The sequence below is a fragment of the Parabacteroides sp. AM58-2XD genome (assembly GCF_003463685.1).
In the GTDB taxonomy this organism is placed as follows: Bacteria; Bacteroidota; Bacteroidia; order Bacteroidales; family Tannerellaceae; genus Parabacteroides; species Parabacteroides segnis.
Window position 1 is genome coordinate 1 of the sequence record NZ_QSDP01000119.1, and the last position, 19,526, is coordinate 19,526.

Sequence of the window (19,526 nt, forward strand, 5' to 3'; positions counted from 1 at the left end):
ACAACTCTACAAAGGAAACATTTTATTCTGTTTATAACGTTTTTTTGACTCTTTGTTTTACATGCTTTGCAACACAATTAAGGGGATATGTACATTTTGACACACCCCCTTCTGAATTTTTATCTATGGCAAGTCCTTAGAACTTAGACATATTCAGGTCTTTATCAACCAGTATGCCATCGATGGCCTCAGATTGAATTTGACTTTACGTTTTGCTTTCAGCTTCAGGATGAACAGGTCGGTTGTACCTTCCAATACTTCCTTATCACCGAGATTAACGAAAGTAGGATACAAAGCCTTCTGGCCGTTTGTATGCAGACGGTCGTAAGTAAGGTTCTCCATGACTTTCAGGTTCAACGGCTCTATGCCGACAAATTCGTAATCCTGCTGGTCATACGGCAAAGCGAAACTCAATGCGTTAACCGCTTTGAGGTCTGTACCTGCTACCTTGACTTCCACGATCTCGTCTTTGTTGTAAGACTGTTTAGGAGCGCTGATCCCGATCGTTCCGGCTACTTTTGCTGTATCCTGTTCTTCTATGCCGCCATCCAGTTGAGTGGCAACGACAGATATATCGTAAGCATCGATCAGGCCGTTCTGGTTGATATCGCCGGCACTTACATAATCAAAGTCGCTGTCACCTTTACGCAAACCTGTGTAGTTCATGTAAGAAGTCAGGTCATTGCTGTCGATCTTCTTGTCGTTGTTGATATCACCCGGCAGATAGCTTTCTGTTCCCGGTACCTTGAAGACGTACAATTCGCGGCCTGAACCGTAATTGCCGACACCTTCCGTCACATTCAGTTTGATGTAGCGTGCTTTCGGTTTATCCTTGAATTCGAAAGTCTTCACATCACCGTTGCGTTCGAATCGGAAGGAATCGACCGGTATCCAGTTTTCTTTATCCATACTGTAAGAGACGAAACCTCGCAGCATTGTTCCGTTACCGCCGTCCTGACGTGACAGATAATGGAATTTATCCAGCTGGTTAACCGTGCGCAGGTCGATGATCATATCGAACGGTATAGCATTCTTGCGGTATTTCGTATGGAACATGTCTCCCAGTTCAGCAAAGTCGAACAAACGGAAGATTTCGAAACCACCCTGTTCTTCGGCAGTCACTTCACCACGGATTCCCTTGATAGCAAACTCGAGCGGGTTCGATTTCGTCTTCACATTAAAGGAAGACCAATCGGAATAACCGTCTTTATTTACAGAACGGATCTTGAAGGCATAATCAGTTTCAGCTTCCAGTCCGTCGAACAACAATTCTGTATTTCTGATAGTCGTGTACAGCATATTGTTGAATTCAATTTCGTAGAAGTCGGCACCTGCCACTTTATTCCAGGTCGGTTTCAATGAATAGGCTTCCAGGTTTTCATCTGTGACCTGTGCAACAGGAGCGGCCAGTGTACCGGTCGAAACGCGGTGGCTGTTACCCATATCGAATTTGTAACCTTCAAAGCTGATGCTCGTTTCGTTCGCTGTGATGTCCGCAGAAGCGAGCTTTACCAATAACTGCGGGTTCTTAGTGATCGTTACCTTTTCAAACTCGCTTCCTTTCGTTGCAAACTTGTTCAGGTTGGGTGTTGCATCATAGAAATAAACGTTTTCACCTTTCAGGAATTCGTCCATCGAACGGGCTTCCGTCAGTTTCACCTTGTTTTTACCAACTTTGGCAGCCACTTTTTTCGGCATTTCGGAAACATTGATACGAAGTTCGGTTGCTTTATCTTTTACGAAGCCGTCAAAGCTGCCTGCTGCCGGCCGGATTGTAATCGTTACATTATTCTTACTGCCTACTTCCGATTCGATCCGGGTCGTTACACCTTCACCTTTCAAATAGGCTTGTGTCGTGCCATCGTCGTCATATTCAGTAAACGAACTGTTGCCGTCCGGATAAATTTCATAAACGCGCAGGTTCTTATTGATCTCGGTAACATTATTGTTAGGGTTGGTCATCGGAATGATGGCGCCGCTCTTTACAAATACCGGCAACTTCCATAACGGAGAAGCAAAATTGTTGACAACGCAGTTGCCTTCATATTTTTCTCCGGTAAAATAGTCTACCCAGGTTCCTTCCGGCAGATAAATGCCGTCGCGTATATCGTTACCTTTTTCGTCTGCCTGTGTTTCCTGATAGATAGGGGCAACCAGGAAATATGGTCCGTACATGAACTGGTATTCGGTTGCTTTACCATAAGTATACTGATTCGGGTATTCCAGGAACATGGCACGGATCATCGGCTTACCATCTACTGCTTCCTTTGCAATGCTGTAGGCATAAGGCATCAACTCCGATTTCATTTTCAGATACCAGCGGTTGATAGATGTTGCCGGTTCGCCAAGAGCATGCGGATATTTCTCATTGGCACCCCAACCGTCCATATTCAACTGCATCGGCGTCCAGGTCTTCCACTGAAAATCGCGTGTGTTCATTGCCAGGTTCTTTCCGCCGAAGATACCATCCATGTCGGAAGTGATATTCGGTTGTCCGGACAATCCCGAACCGATATAAGTCGGGATATGGAAACGGATATATTCCCACTGCCCGCCTGTCTGGTCGCCCGACCAGATACCGGCATAACGTTGCGTACCGGCCCAACCGTCAAGGGAGATAATGAAAGGGCGCGCATCGTTGCATAGTAAGGCATGATATGGCCTACGTCAGCCACACCGTTCAGTCCGAATGAATAACCGGCACCTACCCAGGCCACGTCGGTCTTCAAAACACGGACACCGGCATCGCGCACTTCTTTTACGATATCACGCTGCAATAAAGCACTGATTTCGGGTTTCGGATGCAAATCCGACTGTGTCCAAAGTCCGATTTCGACACCGTTCTTATGAGCATAATCAGCCAGGCTTTTCAGGTTCTGGATATTCCCGTCCAATGTTTCGGTCTGTCCGTATCCGGCACCGTAACCGTCGTTTGGCAATAGCCATCCGAACGGCATATCGTGGTTCTTGTAGCGGTCGATCACGGCACGGGCTGAGAACTGGTAATTGTTCTTTTCACCGTTCAGGGATTCTTTTACACCGCCATTGTCTTTCTGGCTTTCCTTGTAACGTTTGCCGTCTTCAAAGAGGATACCTTTCTCGTCTTCCACCCAATAGTCGCGATTATAAGCATTCAGGTGTCCCTGGTAGAAACCGAACTTCGGTAATAAAACCGGATTACCTGTCAGCTGATAGAAATCGTTCAACAAGGATACGGCACCGTCATTGACCATATAGAACGCATCCAGATAATCGGTATCATGCGACAATATTACTGTCCCTTTTTCGGCTGCACCGAAATCATATTTACCTTGTTTGAAGGTGTACCACATAAAGCCGTAGCCATTGGTAGACCAATAATAGGGGGCAGGCGAGGCAACGCCGCCATCGGTCCAGCTGTTCTGGTTTTCGATAGCGATCGCTTTTCCTTTATGCGAGAAACGCCCGTTCTGTACACCACCGCCATAGAAGTATTCGCCGGGATTTTCCTTTAAGGTAAGGATTGTTTTTCCCTTATCATAAAGAACCGGTTTTACCTCCTCCAGGACAACTTTGTCTGTTGCCAGATTGGTCACCTTCAACAGGGAAGTGCTTTTATCCAGTTCCAGTCTGATCTCTTTGGTACTGATAGAAATAGTCTTATTATCTTCTTTCAGCGTTAACGGGGATATTGGCTTTCTCGGGTTATCGACCAGGATCTGTGCTTCCGGTTTGGCCTCCGGATCACGGATGATCCCTCCGTTGACGTCCTGAAATACTCTGAAGATGTTCTCTCCGTAAAAGTCAAAGGCCATTCTCTGATTATCGGAGAACAGGAGTTCAACAGTCGTAGGATTGATCTGTTTCACACCGACAATTTTCTTATCCTGCTGTATTTCCATACATACATTGTCGGCTTTTTGTATGGCTTGCATGGATAATGGTGAAAACAAGGGGAAGGCCAAAGCGAGTATGAGCACTTTCCTTTGTTTCATTTTTCTAATAGTGTCATTCATGTTGATGTTGTTTTAACGAATAAATGATTTAAGCAACAAACTTACAGGATATAATTATCATTAGCAAAAAATAATAAATATATCCTATAACAAAATTTCATGCGCAATCAGACAATAAGGGGGAATCTGAGCAGGACGATCACGCCTGTATCTTCATCATTTCCTTCCTTCTCAATAATTTCGATCGTGATATGCATACCGTACAAGCTGTTCAATAGGTTGATACGCTCACGGGTATTAGTCAGGCCGCGTGAATGATGCTCTTTCTGGTGCCGGGTTTTAAGCTCGTTGCTTTTTTTCAGTCCGATCCCATTGTCTTCGATTTTAACACAAAGACTATTGCCTTCCGGCTTTACGGACAGTTTCAGCAGGCCACCGGACTCTTTATACCGTAAGCCATGCCAGATCGCATTTTCCAACTGGGGTTGTATCAGCATGTTAGGCACAGAGATATGGTCGGTGTCAAGCGATTCATCCACCTCTGTCTCGTAAACAAACTTATCGCTGAAACGCATGTGTTCCAGATCGAGGTATTCTTTCAATTGTTCGAGCTCCGTCGAGAGCGGCGTAAAGTCTCTATTGGAGTTTTCCATTATATTCCGCATCAGGCGGGAATAGGAGGAAAGATACTTATTCGCCTCCAACTCATTATTTTGGGCAATAAACTGATTCACACTATTCAGGCTGTTGAAGATGAAATGAGGATTCATCTCACGGCGCAACGACTGGAGGGCTATCTTTTTATTCTTCCGTCTGATGGAATACCAGGCTTTGACGATAAACACGAGAAAAATAAGGATCAGGACAATCGAGCCGATCAGTACATAGTTGAAGGTGTTTTTCTTTCTGATCAGTTCGTCTTTCAGGATACGTTCTTTCTCCAACTGGGCGATACGGGCTTCATGTGCCTGAAAGAATTTCTGGTCTATCAGTGTGCTGTCCGATTTAACCAGCGGTTCCAGTTTTTCCATAAAGTCTGCATATAAGTCCAAGGCTTTCCATTGCTGGTTCCCTTTCCTGTATTGCTCGACCAGCTGTTCCAGGCTTTTCTTAGCCTCTATCGTATGGCCCTCCTTCAACGCCATATCATAGGATTGCTGAAGGGAGGCGAGAGCTTTTACCTGTTGGCTATCGGCGGCATATACTTTGGCAATTTCTCTTTGTACCTTGATGGTTTCTACCGGTTTGTCCTTCACTTCAGACAATATGCTGTTCAGGTTACCTATGGCGGCTTCCTTATTATCCATGACCAGGTTGACATTTGCCATCTGATGGAAGGCGGCGACCCGATCCTCCTGTTGTTCCGGTTTGTAGGAGGTGTTCAGTAATTCAATATTTCGCTGTATATAAGGAGATTGTGCAACTGGGTTTGAGATATTCTTTAACCGGTTCACATCATTCGTATTCAGTTCAATAAAATTAGTGTCCTGTGACAGGTGGGCGGCATTGCCATAACTTAAAATAGCCTCTTGTATCTTCCCTTGTATCTCCTGTATCCTTGCCATTTCACGGTCGACCCGTGCTATCTTTTCATTGTTTTTGATTTTGTAAAACAACTGGCGGGCACTGATAAGATAATTCATTGCTTTCTCGTATTCCCCCTGTATCATGAGTGTTTTTGCCAGTGCTTCATAATCCGTCGCAACCGAATAATCCGACTTTCCGCTTTCCAGTGACGTGGAGAGTTTCATCACTGCTTTTCTGGCACTGTTTTGATAGACAGGAGGAACGGAATCCTGTGCTGTCATTGTTATGCAGGGACCTGTTAGCAGCCATATTGTCAAATATATAATCAGTCTGTTCATATCATGTTTTATTGAGATTGTAAAGTAAATATAAGTAAAACATTTATATCCTATATTTCACCAACTCAAAACGCCGGTTCACACATTCTTCCCGGAATCTTAATTATTAACATTCTATTTTTGAGCCATAAACCTATTAAAAAAATTCCGAATATGAAAAGAATTATTCTACTATGTGTCTTATTCACAGCATTAACAACATCAATAGGTTGCATGCTGGAAGCCAGAAACGTAACAGCGAATGCAGAGCCTGCCAGTACACCGGTCACAAATGCCGTAACTGCCAAAAAGACGAAAATACAGGTTGCTATCCTGCTGGATACTTCCGGCAGCATGCAGGGACTGATCGAACAGGCTAAATCCCGTCTGTGGAATATAGTCAATACACTCACGACGCTAAAATATAAGGGGGAGACACCGGAAATAGAGATTGCCTTATACGAATATGGCAGTTATATGCTGTATAAAGGTGATTATATCCGTCAAATAACCCCGTTGACAGTCGATCTCGACCTGATCTCGAAAGAATTATTCGCCCTGACAACCAGCGGAAGCGAAGAGTATTGCGGTACAGTCATCCAGCGGGCAGTAAAAGAGTTGGAGTGGGGGCGAAACGAAGCGGACATGAAACTGGTCTATATTGCCGGCAATGAAGAGTTTACGCAGGGTTCTGTCTCTTACAAAACGGCTATTGCCGATGCCTTGAAGAAGAATATATTTGTCAATACAATCCATTGCGGTGATGAAGAAATCGGTGTCCGTGACTATTGGAAGGATGCCGCTTTGAGAGGAAACGGTAAATTCTTCAATATAAATGCCGATGCGACTGTCCGTGCCATCAAAACACCTTTTGACCCGCAGATTATCCTATGCAACAATAAGTTGAACGATACTTATGTCAGTTATGGCTCTACCGGGAGAGAACGTAAAATGAATCAGATTGCCCAGGACAAAAATGCCGGCACAATATCGTCGGCCAATTATGCCGAACGTGCCGTAAGCAAATCCGGATCAGCTTACAAAAATACGTCATGGGACTTGGTAGATAAGATGAAAGAAGACCAAAACGTCTTGTCGAGCATCCAAAAGGATGAACTGCCCAAAGAACTGCAAAACAAGTCTACAGAAGAAATAAAGAGCATCATCACTCAAAAGGAAAAGGAGAGAACTGCTATCCAAAAAGAAATAGCCGAACTGGCAATCAAACGCCAGGCTTATATCGAAGAGCAACTTAAAAAGGAAGGAGATGAAAGCGGAGACGATCTGGGTAAAGCAATCAACAGCTCCATCCTGACATTTGCCAACCTGAAAGGGTATACGGTGGAAGCAGAATAATGACTAATATTATGTATATTATTTATCGAATAGTTGTTTTATACCTGTAATTTGACTTTCTTTACTTGTATTGAAACCTGCAGTTCCGAAATGCACAGTTCGGAACTGCAGGTTTCGGAAAACGATAAAAGGTTGATAATATGAAGTTTTATAACAGAGAAAAAGAACTGAAGCAGTTAAAAGAGATAGGAGAGATGTCTTTGCATAATGCTCAAATGACTGTTTTAATGGGGCGCAGGCGTATTGGAAAAACAAAGCTCCTTTTTAAAGCGACAGAAGGAATTCTTATGCTCTACTTTTTTGTAGCACGCAAATCTGAACCAATGTTATATACAAACCTGGGGGGCTATTGGGATCGAAAAGGAGAAAACGAAATCGATTTGATCGCCTTAGATGATTTTGATAAAAAAGCGATAGTAGCAGAAATAAAACGAAATAAGGAAAATATAAAATTGGATAAACTGGTTCAGAAAGCAACTTCCATACAAAAAGAACTGAGGGGGTATGATATTGAATATCGTGCGTTGAGCATGGAGGATATGTAAGTTTCAATTACATAGTTTTTTCCGTAAAAGACCGTTCACCCTTCACCTGTACAATGGTAATATATTATTATACAGGATATTACAATTGTGAATAGTAGGTGAATGAATAAAGAAAAAGGTGAACGGTTACTTTAAACCATTCACCTTTTGAAATATAAATGAATACATACCGAGGAAGTAAGTTCAAAGCTATTGAAAGCTAAGGCGAAGGAAGGGACTTGTTTACTTGCCGACGCAGGTCGTTAAGCTTACCGATACAGGTCGCAAACCTTAACGACCTACGTCGGCAAGCTTTGCGACCTGTATTGAAAAGAGAGTAGGTTATAGTATTTGAGATAAAAGTAAAAGACTTTTGAGTTAATACATAATAGCCAGGCTATTACTGTGCAGTAATATAAAACAAAAAAGGTGAAGGGTTTAAAGCAATCCTTCACCTTTTCGATCAATCATTCACCTATCTTCACCTGTATAATAACCTGTATAATAATATATTAATACCAAGTAGGTGAAAGGTGAACGGTTTATATGATATTTTATACATAGTGAGTAACTCACTTATTTATCCGATCAGCTGAACACTGCGTTTGATGAATTGGCTCAATGCTTCACCTTTCAGCATACCGTTGGCAAGCAGTGCCAGGTCGATTAACTGGCTGACCAGCTTATTGCTACCTGCATATTCTGCCAGGATTGCATTACGCTGCGAAGTCAGTTCGTCGATCTTATGGTTCGTGTTTGTCATATCTTCTTTTTCAGCAGAAGTGATCTCTTCTTCCTTTTTCTTGTTCTGCGCTTCACGAAGGTCTTCCTGACGTGCTTTCCAGCCTTTCAGGTCCGCCTGGATCGGTTTCAGCTTTTCTTCGCAGTTCTGTTCTTCCTCAGAAAGTACCTTCTTAACCAATTCGTGATCGGTATTCAACACAAGATTGTAGTTGTCAGGCATTTCTCCGTAGAATAACATTCCCGGCTGCATAGCAGACATTTCACGCATACGACGCATGTATTCGCTCTGGGTCAGCATAACCGGATTAGAGTTTTCACCCAATGCTTCGAATGTAACGATGAAATCGGTCTTTTCGATCTTCGGCAGTTGGCTTTTGAACATTTCCTGCAAAGCATTCTTCTGGTCTTCATTCAGTGTAACCTGACCAACGTTATCCTTACGGATCAGATTGTCGATCGTATCGCTGTCCACACGAACAAAACGGGTTTTGTCGAATTTCTGCTCCATCTGGCTGATAGCATGGACATCCAGCTGGCCGTCCATAATCAATACACTATATGCTTTATCTTTAGCAGCCTGGATATAGCTGTACTGGTCGTTTACATTCGTAGTGTACAGATAGATCAGGTTGCCTTCCTTATCTGTTTGGTTGGCTTCCACCAATGCTTTATATTCTTCAAATGTATAATATTTACCGTCTACGTCTTTCAGAAGGGCGAACTTGGCACCACGATCATAGAACTTTTCGTCGCTCAGCATACCGTACTGGATAAACAGTTTCAAGCTATCCCATTTTTCTTCGAACTGAGGACGGTCGTTTTTAAACATTTCTTCCAGGCGGTCGGCCACTTTCTTTGTGATATGATTGGAGATCTTTTTCACGTTCTGGTCGCTCTGTAAATAAGAACGGGAAACGTTCAATGGAATATCCGGAGAATCGAGTACACCGTGCAACAATGTCAGGAATTCAGGAACGATACCTTCTACGGAATCGGTTACAAATACCTGGTTGCTGTATAACTGGATCTTGTTACGATGCAGGTCGAGGTTGCTCTTGATGCGCGGGAAGTAGAGGATACCGGTCAGGTTGAACGGATAATCCACGTTCAAGTGAATCCAGAACAACGGTTCTTCCGACATTGGATACAGGTCGCGGTAGAATTTCTTATAGTCTTCATCAGTCATATCGGCCGGTTTGCGAACCCATGCCGGAGTGATATCGTTGATGATGTTATCTTCGTCGGTATCGACATATTTACCGTCTTTCCATTCCTGCTTTTTACCGAATGCGATAGGAACGGGGAGGAAACGGCAGTATTTTGTCAGCAGGCCGCTGATCTTGTCTTTATTCAGGAAGTCTTTGTTTTCGTCGTCGATATACAGGATAATATCTGTACCACGGTCGTCTTTCTGTGTTTCTTCCAACGTATATTCGGGAGTGCCGTCGCAACTCCATTTCATAGGAACAGCGCCTTCTTTATAAGATTTGGTTACAATTTCCACTTTCTTTGAAACCATGAAAGAAGAATAGAAACCAAGACCGAAATGTCCGATGATGGCGGCTGCATCGTTCTTGTATTTTTCTACGAACTCTTCAGCACCGGAAAATGCGATCTGGTTAATGTATTTGTCAATTTCTTCGGCTGTCATACCGATACCACGGTCAGAAATCTTGATGATCTTGTCATCGAAACTAACCTGAACGGTCAGGTCGCCCAGCTCTCCTTTGAATTCACCGACAGATGCCAGGGTTTTCAATTTCTGTGTAGCATCTACAGCATTCGACACTAATTCACGAAGGAAGATTTCGTGATCACTATACAAAAACTTCTTGATGATAGGGAAGATGTTCTCACTTGTAACACCTATGTTTCCTTGTTTAGCCATTTTGTTTATATTTTTAATGTTATAATAATTCGTTTGACGTTACGATATAAACAAAAAAAATGCCAGATAGGTTCTATCTGACATTTTGACTTTATTACCGGAAGAAACGACTTATTCCTGTCCTTTCTTTTGTACGGATGTTACTATTTTCTGTTCATCTTTATTGAAGTCTACAACGATCTTGTCGCCTTCGCCAACGGATGCACGGATTATCAACTCGGCCATTTCATCTTCCAGATATTTCTGGATGGCACGCTTCAGCGGACGGGCGCCAAACTGCACATCGTAGCCTTTCGTTGCAATGAAATCTTTTGCCTCGTCGGTAAGTACCAGTTCGTAGCCCAGACCACAAACACGTTTGTAAAGTCCTTGTAACTCAATATCAATGATCTTGTGGATCGCATCTTTATCAAGCTGGTCGAACATGATGATATCGTCGACACGGTTCAGAAATTCAGGAGCGAATGCTTTATTCAGTGCTTTCTGAATCACGCCGCGAGAGAAGTCCTTATCCATTTCGCCGGCTGCTTGCGAACTGAATCCGACACCACGGCCGAAGTCTTTCAGCTGACGTGTTCCGATATTGGAAGTCATGATCAGGATCGTATTCTTGAAGTCGATCCGTCTGCCAAGACTGTCAGTCAGGCGACCTTCGTCCAATACCTGCAACAGCAAGTTGAATACATCCGGATGCGCTTTTTCGATCTCGTCGAGCAATACAACGGAGTAGGGTTTACGACGAACCTTTTCCGTCAGCTGGCCACCTTCTTCGTAACCTACATATCCCGGAGGCGCACCGATCAGGCGGGAAACCGCGAACTTTTCGAGATATTCACTCATATCGATACGAATCAATGAATCAGCCGAATCAAACAGATATTCAGCCAACTTTTTAGCCAAGTGAGTTTTACCTACACCCGTCGGGCCGAGGAACATGAAGGTTCCGATCGGTTTGTTCGGGTCTTTCAATCCTACACGGTTACGCTGGATCGCTTTTACGATCTTCTGGACGGCATCGTCCTGGCCGACTACCTGCTTCTTCAAGTTGTCAGCCATTTCCAGCAGTCTCAGATTTTCTGCTTTGGCAATACGTTGAACAGGTACGCCTGACATCATGGCTACCACTTCGGCTACTTTGTCTTCGTCCACTGTTTCACGATGTTCCTGCAATTCCTGTTCCCACTTAGCTTTCGCTGCTTCCAGCTGCAACAGATACTGACGTTCTTTATCACGGAAACTTGCAGCCAGTTCGAAGTTCTGTGACTTTACGGCAGCCAGTTTTTCGGTTTTCGTATCTTCTATTTTTGCTTCCAGTTCCTCGATACTCTTCGGTACTGTAATATTAGATATATGTACGCGAGAACCGGCCTCGTCCAGAGCATCGATTGCCTTATCCGGGAAATTACGGTCGCTGATATATCGTTCTGTCAGCTTTACACAAGCATCCAGCGCCTCGTCCGTATAGATCACATTGTGATGTTCTTCATAACGGGGCTTGATATTTTTCAGGATCTGCAATGTCTCTTCTGCTGTTGTCGGGTCGACGATCACTTTCTGGAAACGACGTTCCAAGGCACCGTCTTTCTCAATGTTTTTACGATATTCATCCAGCGTCGTAGCACCGATACATTGTATTTCACCACGTGCCAGCGCCGGTTTCAGCATATTGGCAGCGTCCATAGAACCGGAAGCCGATCCTGCTCCGACAATGGTATGGATTTCATCGATAAACAAGATGATGTTCGGATTCTTTGAAAGTTCGTTCAAAATTGCTTTGATACGTTCTTCAAACTGGCCGCGGTATTTTGTTCCGGCCACGATAGAGGCCATATCCAGACTGATTACCCGCTTATCGAATAACACACGTGATACTTTACGCTGGATAATGCGCAGGGCAAGTCCTTCTACAATAGCAGATTTACCCACACCCGGTTCACCGATCAGTACCGGATTGTTCTTTTTACGCCGGCTTAAAATCTGTGCCAGGCGTTCAATCTCTTTCTCACGACCAACGATCGGGTCCAGGCGGTTTTCGGCAGCGGCACGTGTCATATCCGTACCGAAGTTGTCCAATACCGGAGTATCGTTCGGTGACTTGGGCTGTGCGGCACCGGTACCTGAAGAGGAGCGGGGGGATTCCTTACGTGAAGAGAAATCTTCTTCTTCATCGTCCTCGTCATCTGTATAACCGTCACTGATTTCGTCTATCTCTTCCAGTTCTTCCATACGGTTCATGTTTGTTCCGTTTGCCAGATCGTTATATACGTTACGGTAGTTTATACCGGCTTCACCCAATACTTTGGCGGCAACATTGAACTCTTCTTTCAGAATAGCAAGAAGCAGATGTTCCGTACCTGTCTCATCTGTTTTAAACAAACGTGACTCCAGCATACTCATGCGCAATACGCGTTCAGTTGTTTTACTGATGGCTATATCGTGTAATTCAGACTCTTCAGTTTCAAATGTATTTTTGATCTCCTGCTCAATCCTCTTCTTTATATCGAGTACGTCGGCATGCAAATCATGCAGTAACTGCATGGCTTTGCCATCACCGTCGCGGATGATACCAAGCATTAAGTGTTCCGGCCCGATATAACTGTTCTGAAGCCTGGCGGCTTCTTCGCGGCTATATTCTATAACGTCGATCAGCCTTTTCGAATAATTATTTTTCATACTATATGAATCCTTATCTATTATAATAATGTACTGTGAATGCAAAATTAATAAACTCTCTATATATACCTAACAAATTTCATGCCATTATTCCTTAAGAAAAACCCAATATTTCTGAATAATAAAATTTCAGCGTAAAAACTTTCGTGATAATGGGAAAAGCGTTACCTTAGTGCACTTTTTAAAAGATGAGATATTGAGTGTAATTAATATAAAACTAAATGGTTGATCAAGACAGAATTATTAAGATTAACATCGAGGAGGAAATGAAATCGGCGTACATTGACTATTCAATGTCTGTTATTGTTTCGCGCGCCCTTCCGGATGTTAGGGATGGTTTTAAACCGGTTCATCGTCGTATTTTATTTGGAATGAATGAATTGGGTAATACATCCGACAAACCTTATAAAAAATCTGCGAGAATTGTTGGTGAAGTTTTAGGTAAATATCATCCACATGGTGACTCGTCCGTCTATTTCGCAATGGTTCGTATGGCACAAACATGTCGATGCGTTATACGTTGGTTGATGGACAGGGTAACTTCGGTTCAGTGGACGGTGACAGTCCTGCCGCTATGCGTTACACGGAGGCAAGATTAAGTAAACTTGCCGAGGAAATGCTCCGGGATATCGAGAAGGATACGGTAGATTTTCAGTTAAACTTCGATGACACGCTGAAAGAACCGACTGTATTGCCGACCCGTATTCCTAACCTGCTGGTAAATGGTGGTTCAGGTATCGCTGTTGGTATGGCAACCAATATGCCGACACACAATTTGAGTGAAGTACTCGACGGATGTATTGCCTATATCGACGCTCGCGGAGATATTGATGTAGAAGGATTGATGCAATACATCAAAGCTCCCGACTTCCCGACTGGTGCCACAATTTACGGATATGCCGGTGTAAAAGAAGCATTCGAAACCGGTAGAGGACGTATCATTCTTCGTGGTAAAGCAGAAATTGAAGTAGAAAATAATCACGAAAAGATTATTATCACTGAAATCCCTTACCTTGTTAATAAGGCAGAACTGATCAAGTATATAGCCGACCTGGTTAATGACAAGCGTATCGAAGGTATTTCTAATGTAAACGATGAGTCAGACCGTAACGGTATGCGTATCGTCGTCGACGTGAAACGTGATGCCAATTCAGGCGTTGTACTGAATAAATTATATAAGCTGACTGCCCTGCAATCTTCTTTCAGCGTAAACAATATCGCTTTGGTTAACGGCCGTCCTAGACAGTTAAACCTGAAGGATATGATCAAGGCTTTTATTGAACATCGCCATGAAGTTGTTATCCGTCGTACCCGTTTCGAACTGAAGAAGGCTGAAGAAAGAGCGCATATCCTGGAAGGTTTGATCATTGCTTCTGATAATATCGACGAAGTAATTGCTATCATCAAATCATCCAAGAGCCCGAACGAAGCCATCGAACGTTTAATGGAACGTTTCTCTTTATCGGATGTTCAGGCACGTGCAATCGTTGAAATGAGACTTCGCCAGTTGACCGGACTGGAACAGGACAAACTGCGTGCAGAATACGAAGAAATTGAAAAGTTGATCGCCCGTTTGAAAGAGATTCTTGAAAATGAAGATGTTCGTATGGACGTTATCAAAGGAGAATTACAAGAAGTAAAAGATAAGTTTGGCGACGAACGTAAAACAGATATCGTATATGCTTCCGAAGAACTGAATCCTGAAGATTTCTATGCCGATGATGAAATGATCATCACTATTTCCCACATGGGATACATCAAACGTACGCCGCTGAGTGAATTCCGTGCACAAGGACGCGGCGGAGTAGGAGCGAAAGGCTCGGTAACACGCGACGAAGACTTCGTGGAATATATCTATCCGGCTTCTATGCATGCCACTTTGTTGATCTTTACAGCAAAAGGCAAGTGCTACTGGCTGAAAGTATATGAAATTCCGGAAGGAGCTAAGAATGCAAAGGGTAGAGCTATCCAGAACTTATTGAACATTGAAGCGGATGATAAAGTAAACGCCTTTATCCGCGTGAAGAAGCTGACTACTGACACCGAATTTATCAATTCACATTATCTGTTGTTCTGTACCAAGAAGGGTGTTATCAAGAAAACATTGCTTGAAGCATACTCACGTCCGCGTCAGAATGGCGTAAATGCGATCACATTGCGTGAAGACGACGGCCTGATCGAAGTATGTATGACCAACGGAGACAACGAAGTATTGATTGCTAACCGTAACGGACGGGCTATTCGTTTCCACGAAAGTGCGGTTCGCGTCATGGGACGTACTGCTTCCGGCGTTAGAGGTATGACATTGGATAATGATCCTTCCGACGAAGTGGTAGGTATGGTATGTATCAAGAATAAGGAGACCGATACTGTACTGGTCGTATCTGAACAGGGTTACGGAAAACGTTCGAATGTGGAAGATTACCGAATGACTAACCGTGGCGGTAAAGGTGTCAAGACGATCAACATTACTGATAAAACAGGTAAACTGGTTGCCATCAAGAATGTGACAGAGGAAAATGACATCATGATCATTAACAAGTCAGGTATCGCTATCCGTATGAAAGTAACAGATTTGAACGTCATCGGCCGTGCAACTCAAGGTGTTCGCCTGATTAACCTGGGTAAACGTAATGATGAAATAGCCTCGGTATGTAAGGTATTGTCCGAACCGGATGAGCAGGTAGATGAAGAAAGCGCTGAACTGGATGCTCAGAATGAAAATAATGAAGAATTAACCGGTTTTGATGGATCTGAAGATATCGCAAATGATACTGAAGAGACAACAAATGAATAATTTAAACAAATAGAAATATTAATCTCAAATTACTATCACAATGAAACGATTATTATTAACAGTTGCACTATGTGTTGCAGCATCATCTGCCTCTTTCGCTCAAAAGAAAGCCGTTAAGGAGGCGCAAGGAATAGCAAAAGGAGACAAGGCAGACTTCACTGAAGCAAGAGCCTTAATCAAAGGTGCTTTGGAAAATCCTGAAACAAAGGATGACGCCCAGGCATGGTATGTTGCAGGTTTCATCGAAGACCAGCAGTTCAGTGCTGAAAGAACAAAACAGATTTTAGGACAACAGCCGAATGAACCGGTTATGTACGAAGCATTAGGTGCTATCCTTCCTTATTTTAAGAAGGCTTACGAACTGGATCAGCTTCCTAACGAAAAAGGTAAAATCAAACCTAAATATTCTAAAGACATTAAGAGTATTTTAGGTGCTGACCACGTATATTATTTCAATGGTGGCGCTTATTATTTCGATCAGAAAGATTATAAGAAAGCTTACGATTTCTTCAACCAGTATCTGGAAATCTCAGAACTGCCTATGTTCGAAGGAACTCAGACTGCTGAAAAAGATTCTACTTTCATGACTGTTCAGTTCTATGCAGCAGTTGCAGCTACTCAATTGCAGGATTCTCCTACAGCAATCAAAGCTCTGGAACGCGCAAAGAGCACAGATTTCAGACTGAATGATATTTACCAGTATTTGGCTTACGAATACCAACAGGCAGGTGACAGTGTAAACCATGTTAAGACTCTTGAAGAAGGTTATTCAAAATTCCCCAATGAAGACTTCTTCCTGATGAGTTTGATTGACACTTACATCCGTTCAGGTCAGAACGAAAAAGCAATAAGTTATCTGAATACTGCAATTGCACAGAAACCTTCTGAAAGCCAGTTGTATCATGCACTGGGTATTGTTTACGAAACAGGTACTAAAGATTACGCTAAAGCTGAAGAAACATTCAAGAAAGCATTAGAAGTCAATCCGGAAAGTGTTGAATCGATGTCTGCTTTGGGACGTATATATTACAACCAGGCTGTAAACAAACAGGGTGAAGCTAACATGATCAATGATAGCAAGAAATATCAGGAAGAATTGACTATTGCAAAAGATCTTTTCAAACAAGCTCTTCCTTATTTCCAGAAAGCTCACGAAATGAAACCTGGCGAATCAGAATATATGGTTGCTTTAAGAGGTATCTATTATAATCTGAACATGGGTCCGGAACTGGAAGCTATCGAAGCTGAAATGAACAAATAATAATCATTTCATTATATATAAAAATAGCCGTCTCTGTTGAGATGGCTATTTTTGTGTTTATACTCGGGAACAGCTATTTTCTATCGTAGTGGATACAGCCCTTTACAGATAAGGGATAATCGTTATATAAATACCTGTAATAATTGCAGACGTAATAACACCTGAAATATTAGCACCTAACGCATCACCTAAAATGAAAGAGTCCGGGTTCTCTTTACTTACCAGTTTCTGCGCTACTTTGGCAGTAGTAGGAACACAACTGACAGCAGCAATACCGATTACCGGGTTATAATTTCCGCGTTTAATGAAATACATGATATATCCGCCAATGATACCTCCGATACCAGACAATAACAATGCTGTAATTCCTAATACCAATAATTTCAAGATCTTGGGATCGAGTAACAACTTAGCATCGCACAATACACCCAATAACAGCCCCAACATGAAAGTCGAACCATACAATAACGGACCACTGACAAAATCATAAATATGCTTCATGCCTGATTCGCGAACGGCAACGCCCAGGAACAATGAAAAGAAAAGGGGAGAGGCCACAGGGAATAAAAAGCATAAAACAGCACACAAAATAACAGAAAAAGCCAGTTTAACTTTAGCATCGTAGTTTTTGGGAGGTTTTGTAGTGGTCATTTTTATGGCACGCAAACGCTGCGGGATCAGGAGTTTGACCAGATAAGGATATCCTCCGTAGGTCAGTCCCAGATATAAATAAGCAACAACAGTAATAGGAACAAATAAATGTTTGGCCAGGATCAGGGATGTAAACAAAACCATCGGACCATCTGCACCGCCAACCATCGCAACAGAAGCGCTCTCACTTAAAGACAAACCAAAGGCGCTGGCAATAGGCAACGTCAGAAAAGTTCCCAATTCCGCACAGAGAGCCAGGAAAAGACTGGCAAAAGGCTTCTGAAGCAGAAAGCCCACATCCAGTAATGTTCCAATACCCATAAACACGAAACAGGCAATCAAACCATTACTGAAAGTCAGTGTATATACGGGTTGAAGAAAATCAATCTGCATTGTATTCATCAACTCGTCTGTATCGGAAAGCATAGGATCCAGGAATAAATTACCTAATACACCTTCCGGCATGATTAAAGTACCACAATTGATTGCAACCATTCCTAGCCCCATCGGGATCATAACCATCGGCTCCAGGACTCCTTTCCAGCCTAAATAAACGAGTAGACCGCCAAGTGTAATCAAAAAAACACGCGCAACAGCCAGTATCCATCCACCGGCAACCATTGTTCCAAAGCCTTGGAACAAACTAAAAAAATCAACATTTTCCATATCTGTTTTTATTTTTCGATAGAAGGATTCTCCTTTTTGTTTGTATTGTTCTTTCTCATTAGCTGTTCCTCTTTTTTGAGGTACATAATGCGAGTATCCTGTGGATAGTAATAATCCATCAGATCCAAATGAGAAGCGCCATGACTTACGCCATGATAATATCCGGACGGTTTTATATGGAGAAGATCGCTGTTTACGCCACGACGGAATTCTTCGCGTTCGTCATCAGTCACATCTTCTTCATTATTTACCACATCCAGCCCTAATATTTCACCAATTTTGGCACGCAATTTATTTAGTTTGCCGAATTGCATCAGTTCATCACTGTGGGAATGGTGAAATTCCAGGGAGTCGGCCCAAACAGCAATAAGCTTGATTACACCGGCAACAACAAAACCGATAATGAAGGTCAGAGCCATCATTTCAAGGGTTGAAAGTAATAGACTTAACATAATTATTTAATTTAAAATCCAATATAATACCTTAATTAGGGTACATGATTAGTCATTATCTGCCAATTCACGTGCAGACAATAAAAAAGAACAAAAAGAAAGATGTTAAACTAAATAATTATTTTCCGTAGTACGTAGACCCAATGGCCTGATCGTATACGAAGAGTGGAGAATTTTACAGATTGTGATATTAAAAATGTTTCAGATACTTTATTCAGAATATTTTGTTCCTTCTGAAGAAACAACTCCAAAAGACGGGTAGTCACTTTAAACGGACGTTCGCATCGGGTTGGCAACACCTGACTACGAGTAGTAAGACAATAGACTGAATGATAGCTTTGACTTAAATCATAATTCTTTAACTCGTCCTGGAATGGATGTTTTTCCTTACTGCAAACAAAAGTCGTTTTCTCAGGAGACAAAATATTTTCATCTTCAGTCTTTATCTGCATATTCAAAAGAAGCAGAAACAGAAACGACACTATCAACAATACTTTTTTCATCGCGGTGCGAAGTTAGAATAGTTATTTAACATACAACATAATTTTGTCAATAAAAGTTGAAAATAATTTGCGTGGGATAGTCCCAGGATAACTTCTTACAATCCTATTAAACATAATGGTAATTATAAAAAATAGTAACAAAAAGATATCAGGAACTATTCAGGCATAAAAAATCCGTATATAACTTCACAGTTACATACGGACCAAACAAATAACAAACTCTACTTATATG

General features: G+C 42.4%; 8 protein-coding genes and 2 pseudogenes. 4 read left to right on the forward strand and 6 right to left on the reverse strand.

Going from position 1 to position 19,526, the window contains the following annotated elements:
• Positions 1–136: 136 nt before the first annotated feature.
• A pseudogene (locus DXA15_RS21420) lies at positions 137–3,995 on the reverse strand (TIM-barrel domain-containing protein).
• A gap of 107 nt (positions 3,996–4,102) precedes the next feature.
• Positions 4,103–5,743: a histidine kinase gene (locus tag DXA15_RS21425; protein ID WP_233567512.1), complete on the reverse strand. Its 1,641-nt coding sequence runs from the start codon at positions 5,741–5,743 to the stop codon at positions 4,103–4,105.
• 210 nt (positions 5,744–5,953) lie between these two features.
• On the opposite strand from DXA15_RS21425, the gene DXA15_RS21430 reads away from it, so the two are divergent.
• Positions 5,954–7,135 (forward strand): VWA domain-containing protein, encoded by a 1,182-nt coding sequence (locus DXA15_RS21430; protein ID WP_128135379.1) that lies wholly within the window; start codon positions 5,954–5,956, stop codon positions 7,133–7,135.
• 140 nt (positions 7,136–7,275) lie between these two features.
• Entirely contained in the window at positions 7,276–7,680 is a 405-nt protein-coding gene (locus DXA15_RS21435) for a DUF234 domain-containing protein (RefSeq protein WP_128135380.1), read from the forward strand.
• A 559-nt stretch (positions 7,681–8,239) separates the two neighbouring features.
• Here DXA15_RS21435 and htpG read toward each other — a convergent pair.
• Together htpG and DXA15_RS21445 are read right to left on the reverse strand one after the other, a co-directional pair.
• Positions 8,240–10,291 (reverse strand): molecular chaperone HtpG, encoded by a 2,052-nt coding sequence (gene htpG, locus DXA15_RS21440; protein ID WP_128135381.1) that lies wholly within the window; start codon positions 10,289–10,291, stop codon positions 8,240–8,242.
• Positions 10,292–10,402: 111 nt separating this feature from the next.
• Positions 10,403–12,964: an ATP-dependent Clp protease ATP-binding subunit gene (locus DXA15_RS21445; protein ID WP_128135382.1), complete on the reverse strand. Its 2,562-nt coding sequence runs from the start codon at positions 12,962–12,964 to the stop codon at positions 10,403–10,405.
• 221 nt (positions 12,965–13,185) lie between these two features.
• Here DXA15_RS21445 and gyrA point away from each other — a divergent pair.
• Positions 13,186–15,761 (forward strand): annotated as a pseudogene (gene gyrA / locus DXA15_RS21450) (DNA gyrase subunit A).
• A gap of 40 nt (positions 15,762–15,801) precedes the next feature.
• Entirely contained in the window at positions 15,802–17,022 is a 1,221-nt protein-coding gene (locus DXA15_RS21455; RefSeq protein WP_128135383.1) for a lipopolysaccharide assembly protein LapB, read from the forward strand.
• Positions 17,023–17,124: 102 nt separating this feature from the next.
• Here the strand turns inward: DXA15_RS21455 and DXA15_RS21460 are convergent, their stop codons facing one another.
• Positions 17,125–18,339, reverse strand: a complete 1,215-nt coding sequence (locus DXA15_RS21460; protein ID WP_007656615.1) for a sodium ion-translocating decarboxylase subunit beta — start codon at positions 18,337–18,339, stop codon at positions 17,125–17,127.
• 8 nt (positions 18,340–18,347) lie between these two features.
• Positions 18,348–18,791: a hypothetical protein gene (locus tag DXA15_RS21465; protein WP_007656613.1), complete on the reverse strand. Its 444-nt coding sequence runs from the start codon at positions 18,789–18,791 to the stop codon at positions 18,348–18,350.
• Positions 18,792–19,526: the final 735 nt, after the last annotated feature.

Coding starts and splice junctions, on each gene's coding strand:
- DXA15_RS21425 (WP_233567512.1), bottom strand. CDS start 5,743: ATGACAGCACAGGATTCCGTTCCTCCTGTCTATCAAAACAGTGCCAGA.
- DXA15_RS21430 (WP_128135379.1), top strand. CDS start 5,954: ATGAAAAGAATTATTCTACTATGTGTCTTATTCACAGCATTAACAACA.
- DXA15_RS21435 (WP_128135380.1), top strand. CDS start 7,276: ATGAAGTTTTATAACAGAGAAAAAGAACTGAAGCAGTTAAAAGAGATA.
- htpG (WP_128135381.1), bottom strand. CDS start 10,291: ATGGCTAAACAAGGAAACATAGGTGTTACAAGTGAGAACATCTTCCCT.
- DXA15_RS21445 (WP_128135382.1), bottom strand. CDS start 12,964: ATGAAAAATAATTATTCGAAAAGGCTGATCGACGTTATAGAATATAGC.
- DXA15_RS21455 (WP_128135383.1), top strand. CDS start 15,802: ATGAAACGATTATTATTAACAGTTGCACTATGTGTTGCAGCATCATCT.
- DXA15_RS21460 (WP_007656615.1), bottom strand. CDS start 18,339: ATGGAAAATGTTGATTTTTTTAGTTTGTTCCAAGGCTTTGGAACAATG.
- DXA15_RS21465 (WP_007656613.1), bottom strand. CDS start 18,791: ATGTTAAGTCTATTACTTTCAACCCTTGAAATGATGGCTCTGACCTTC.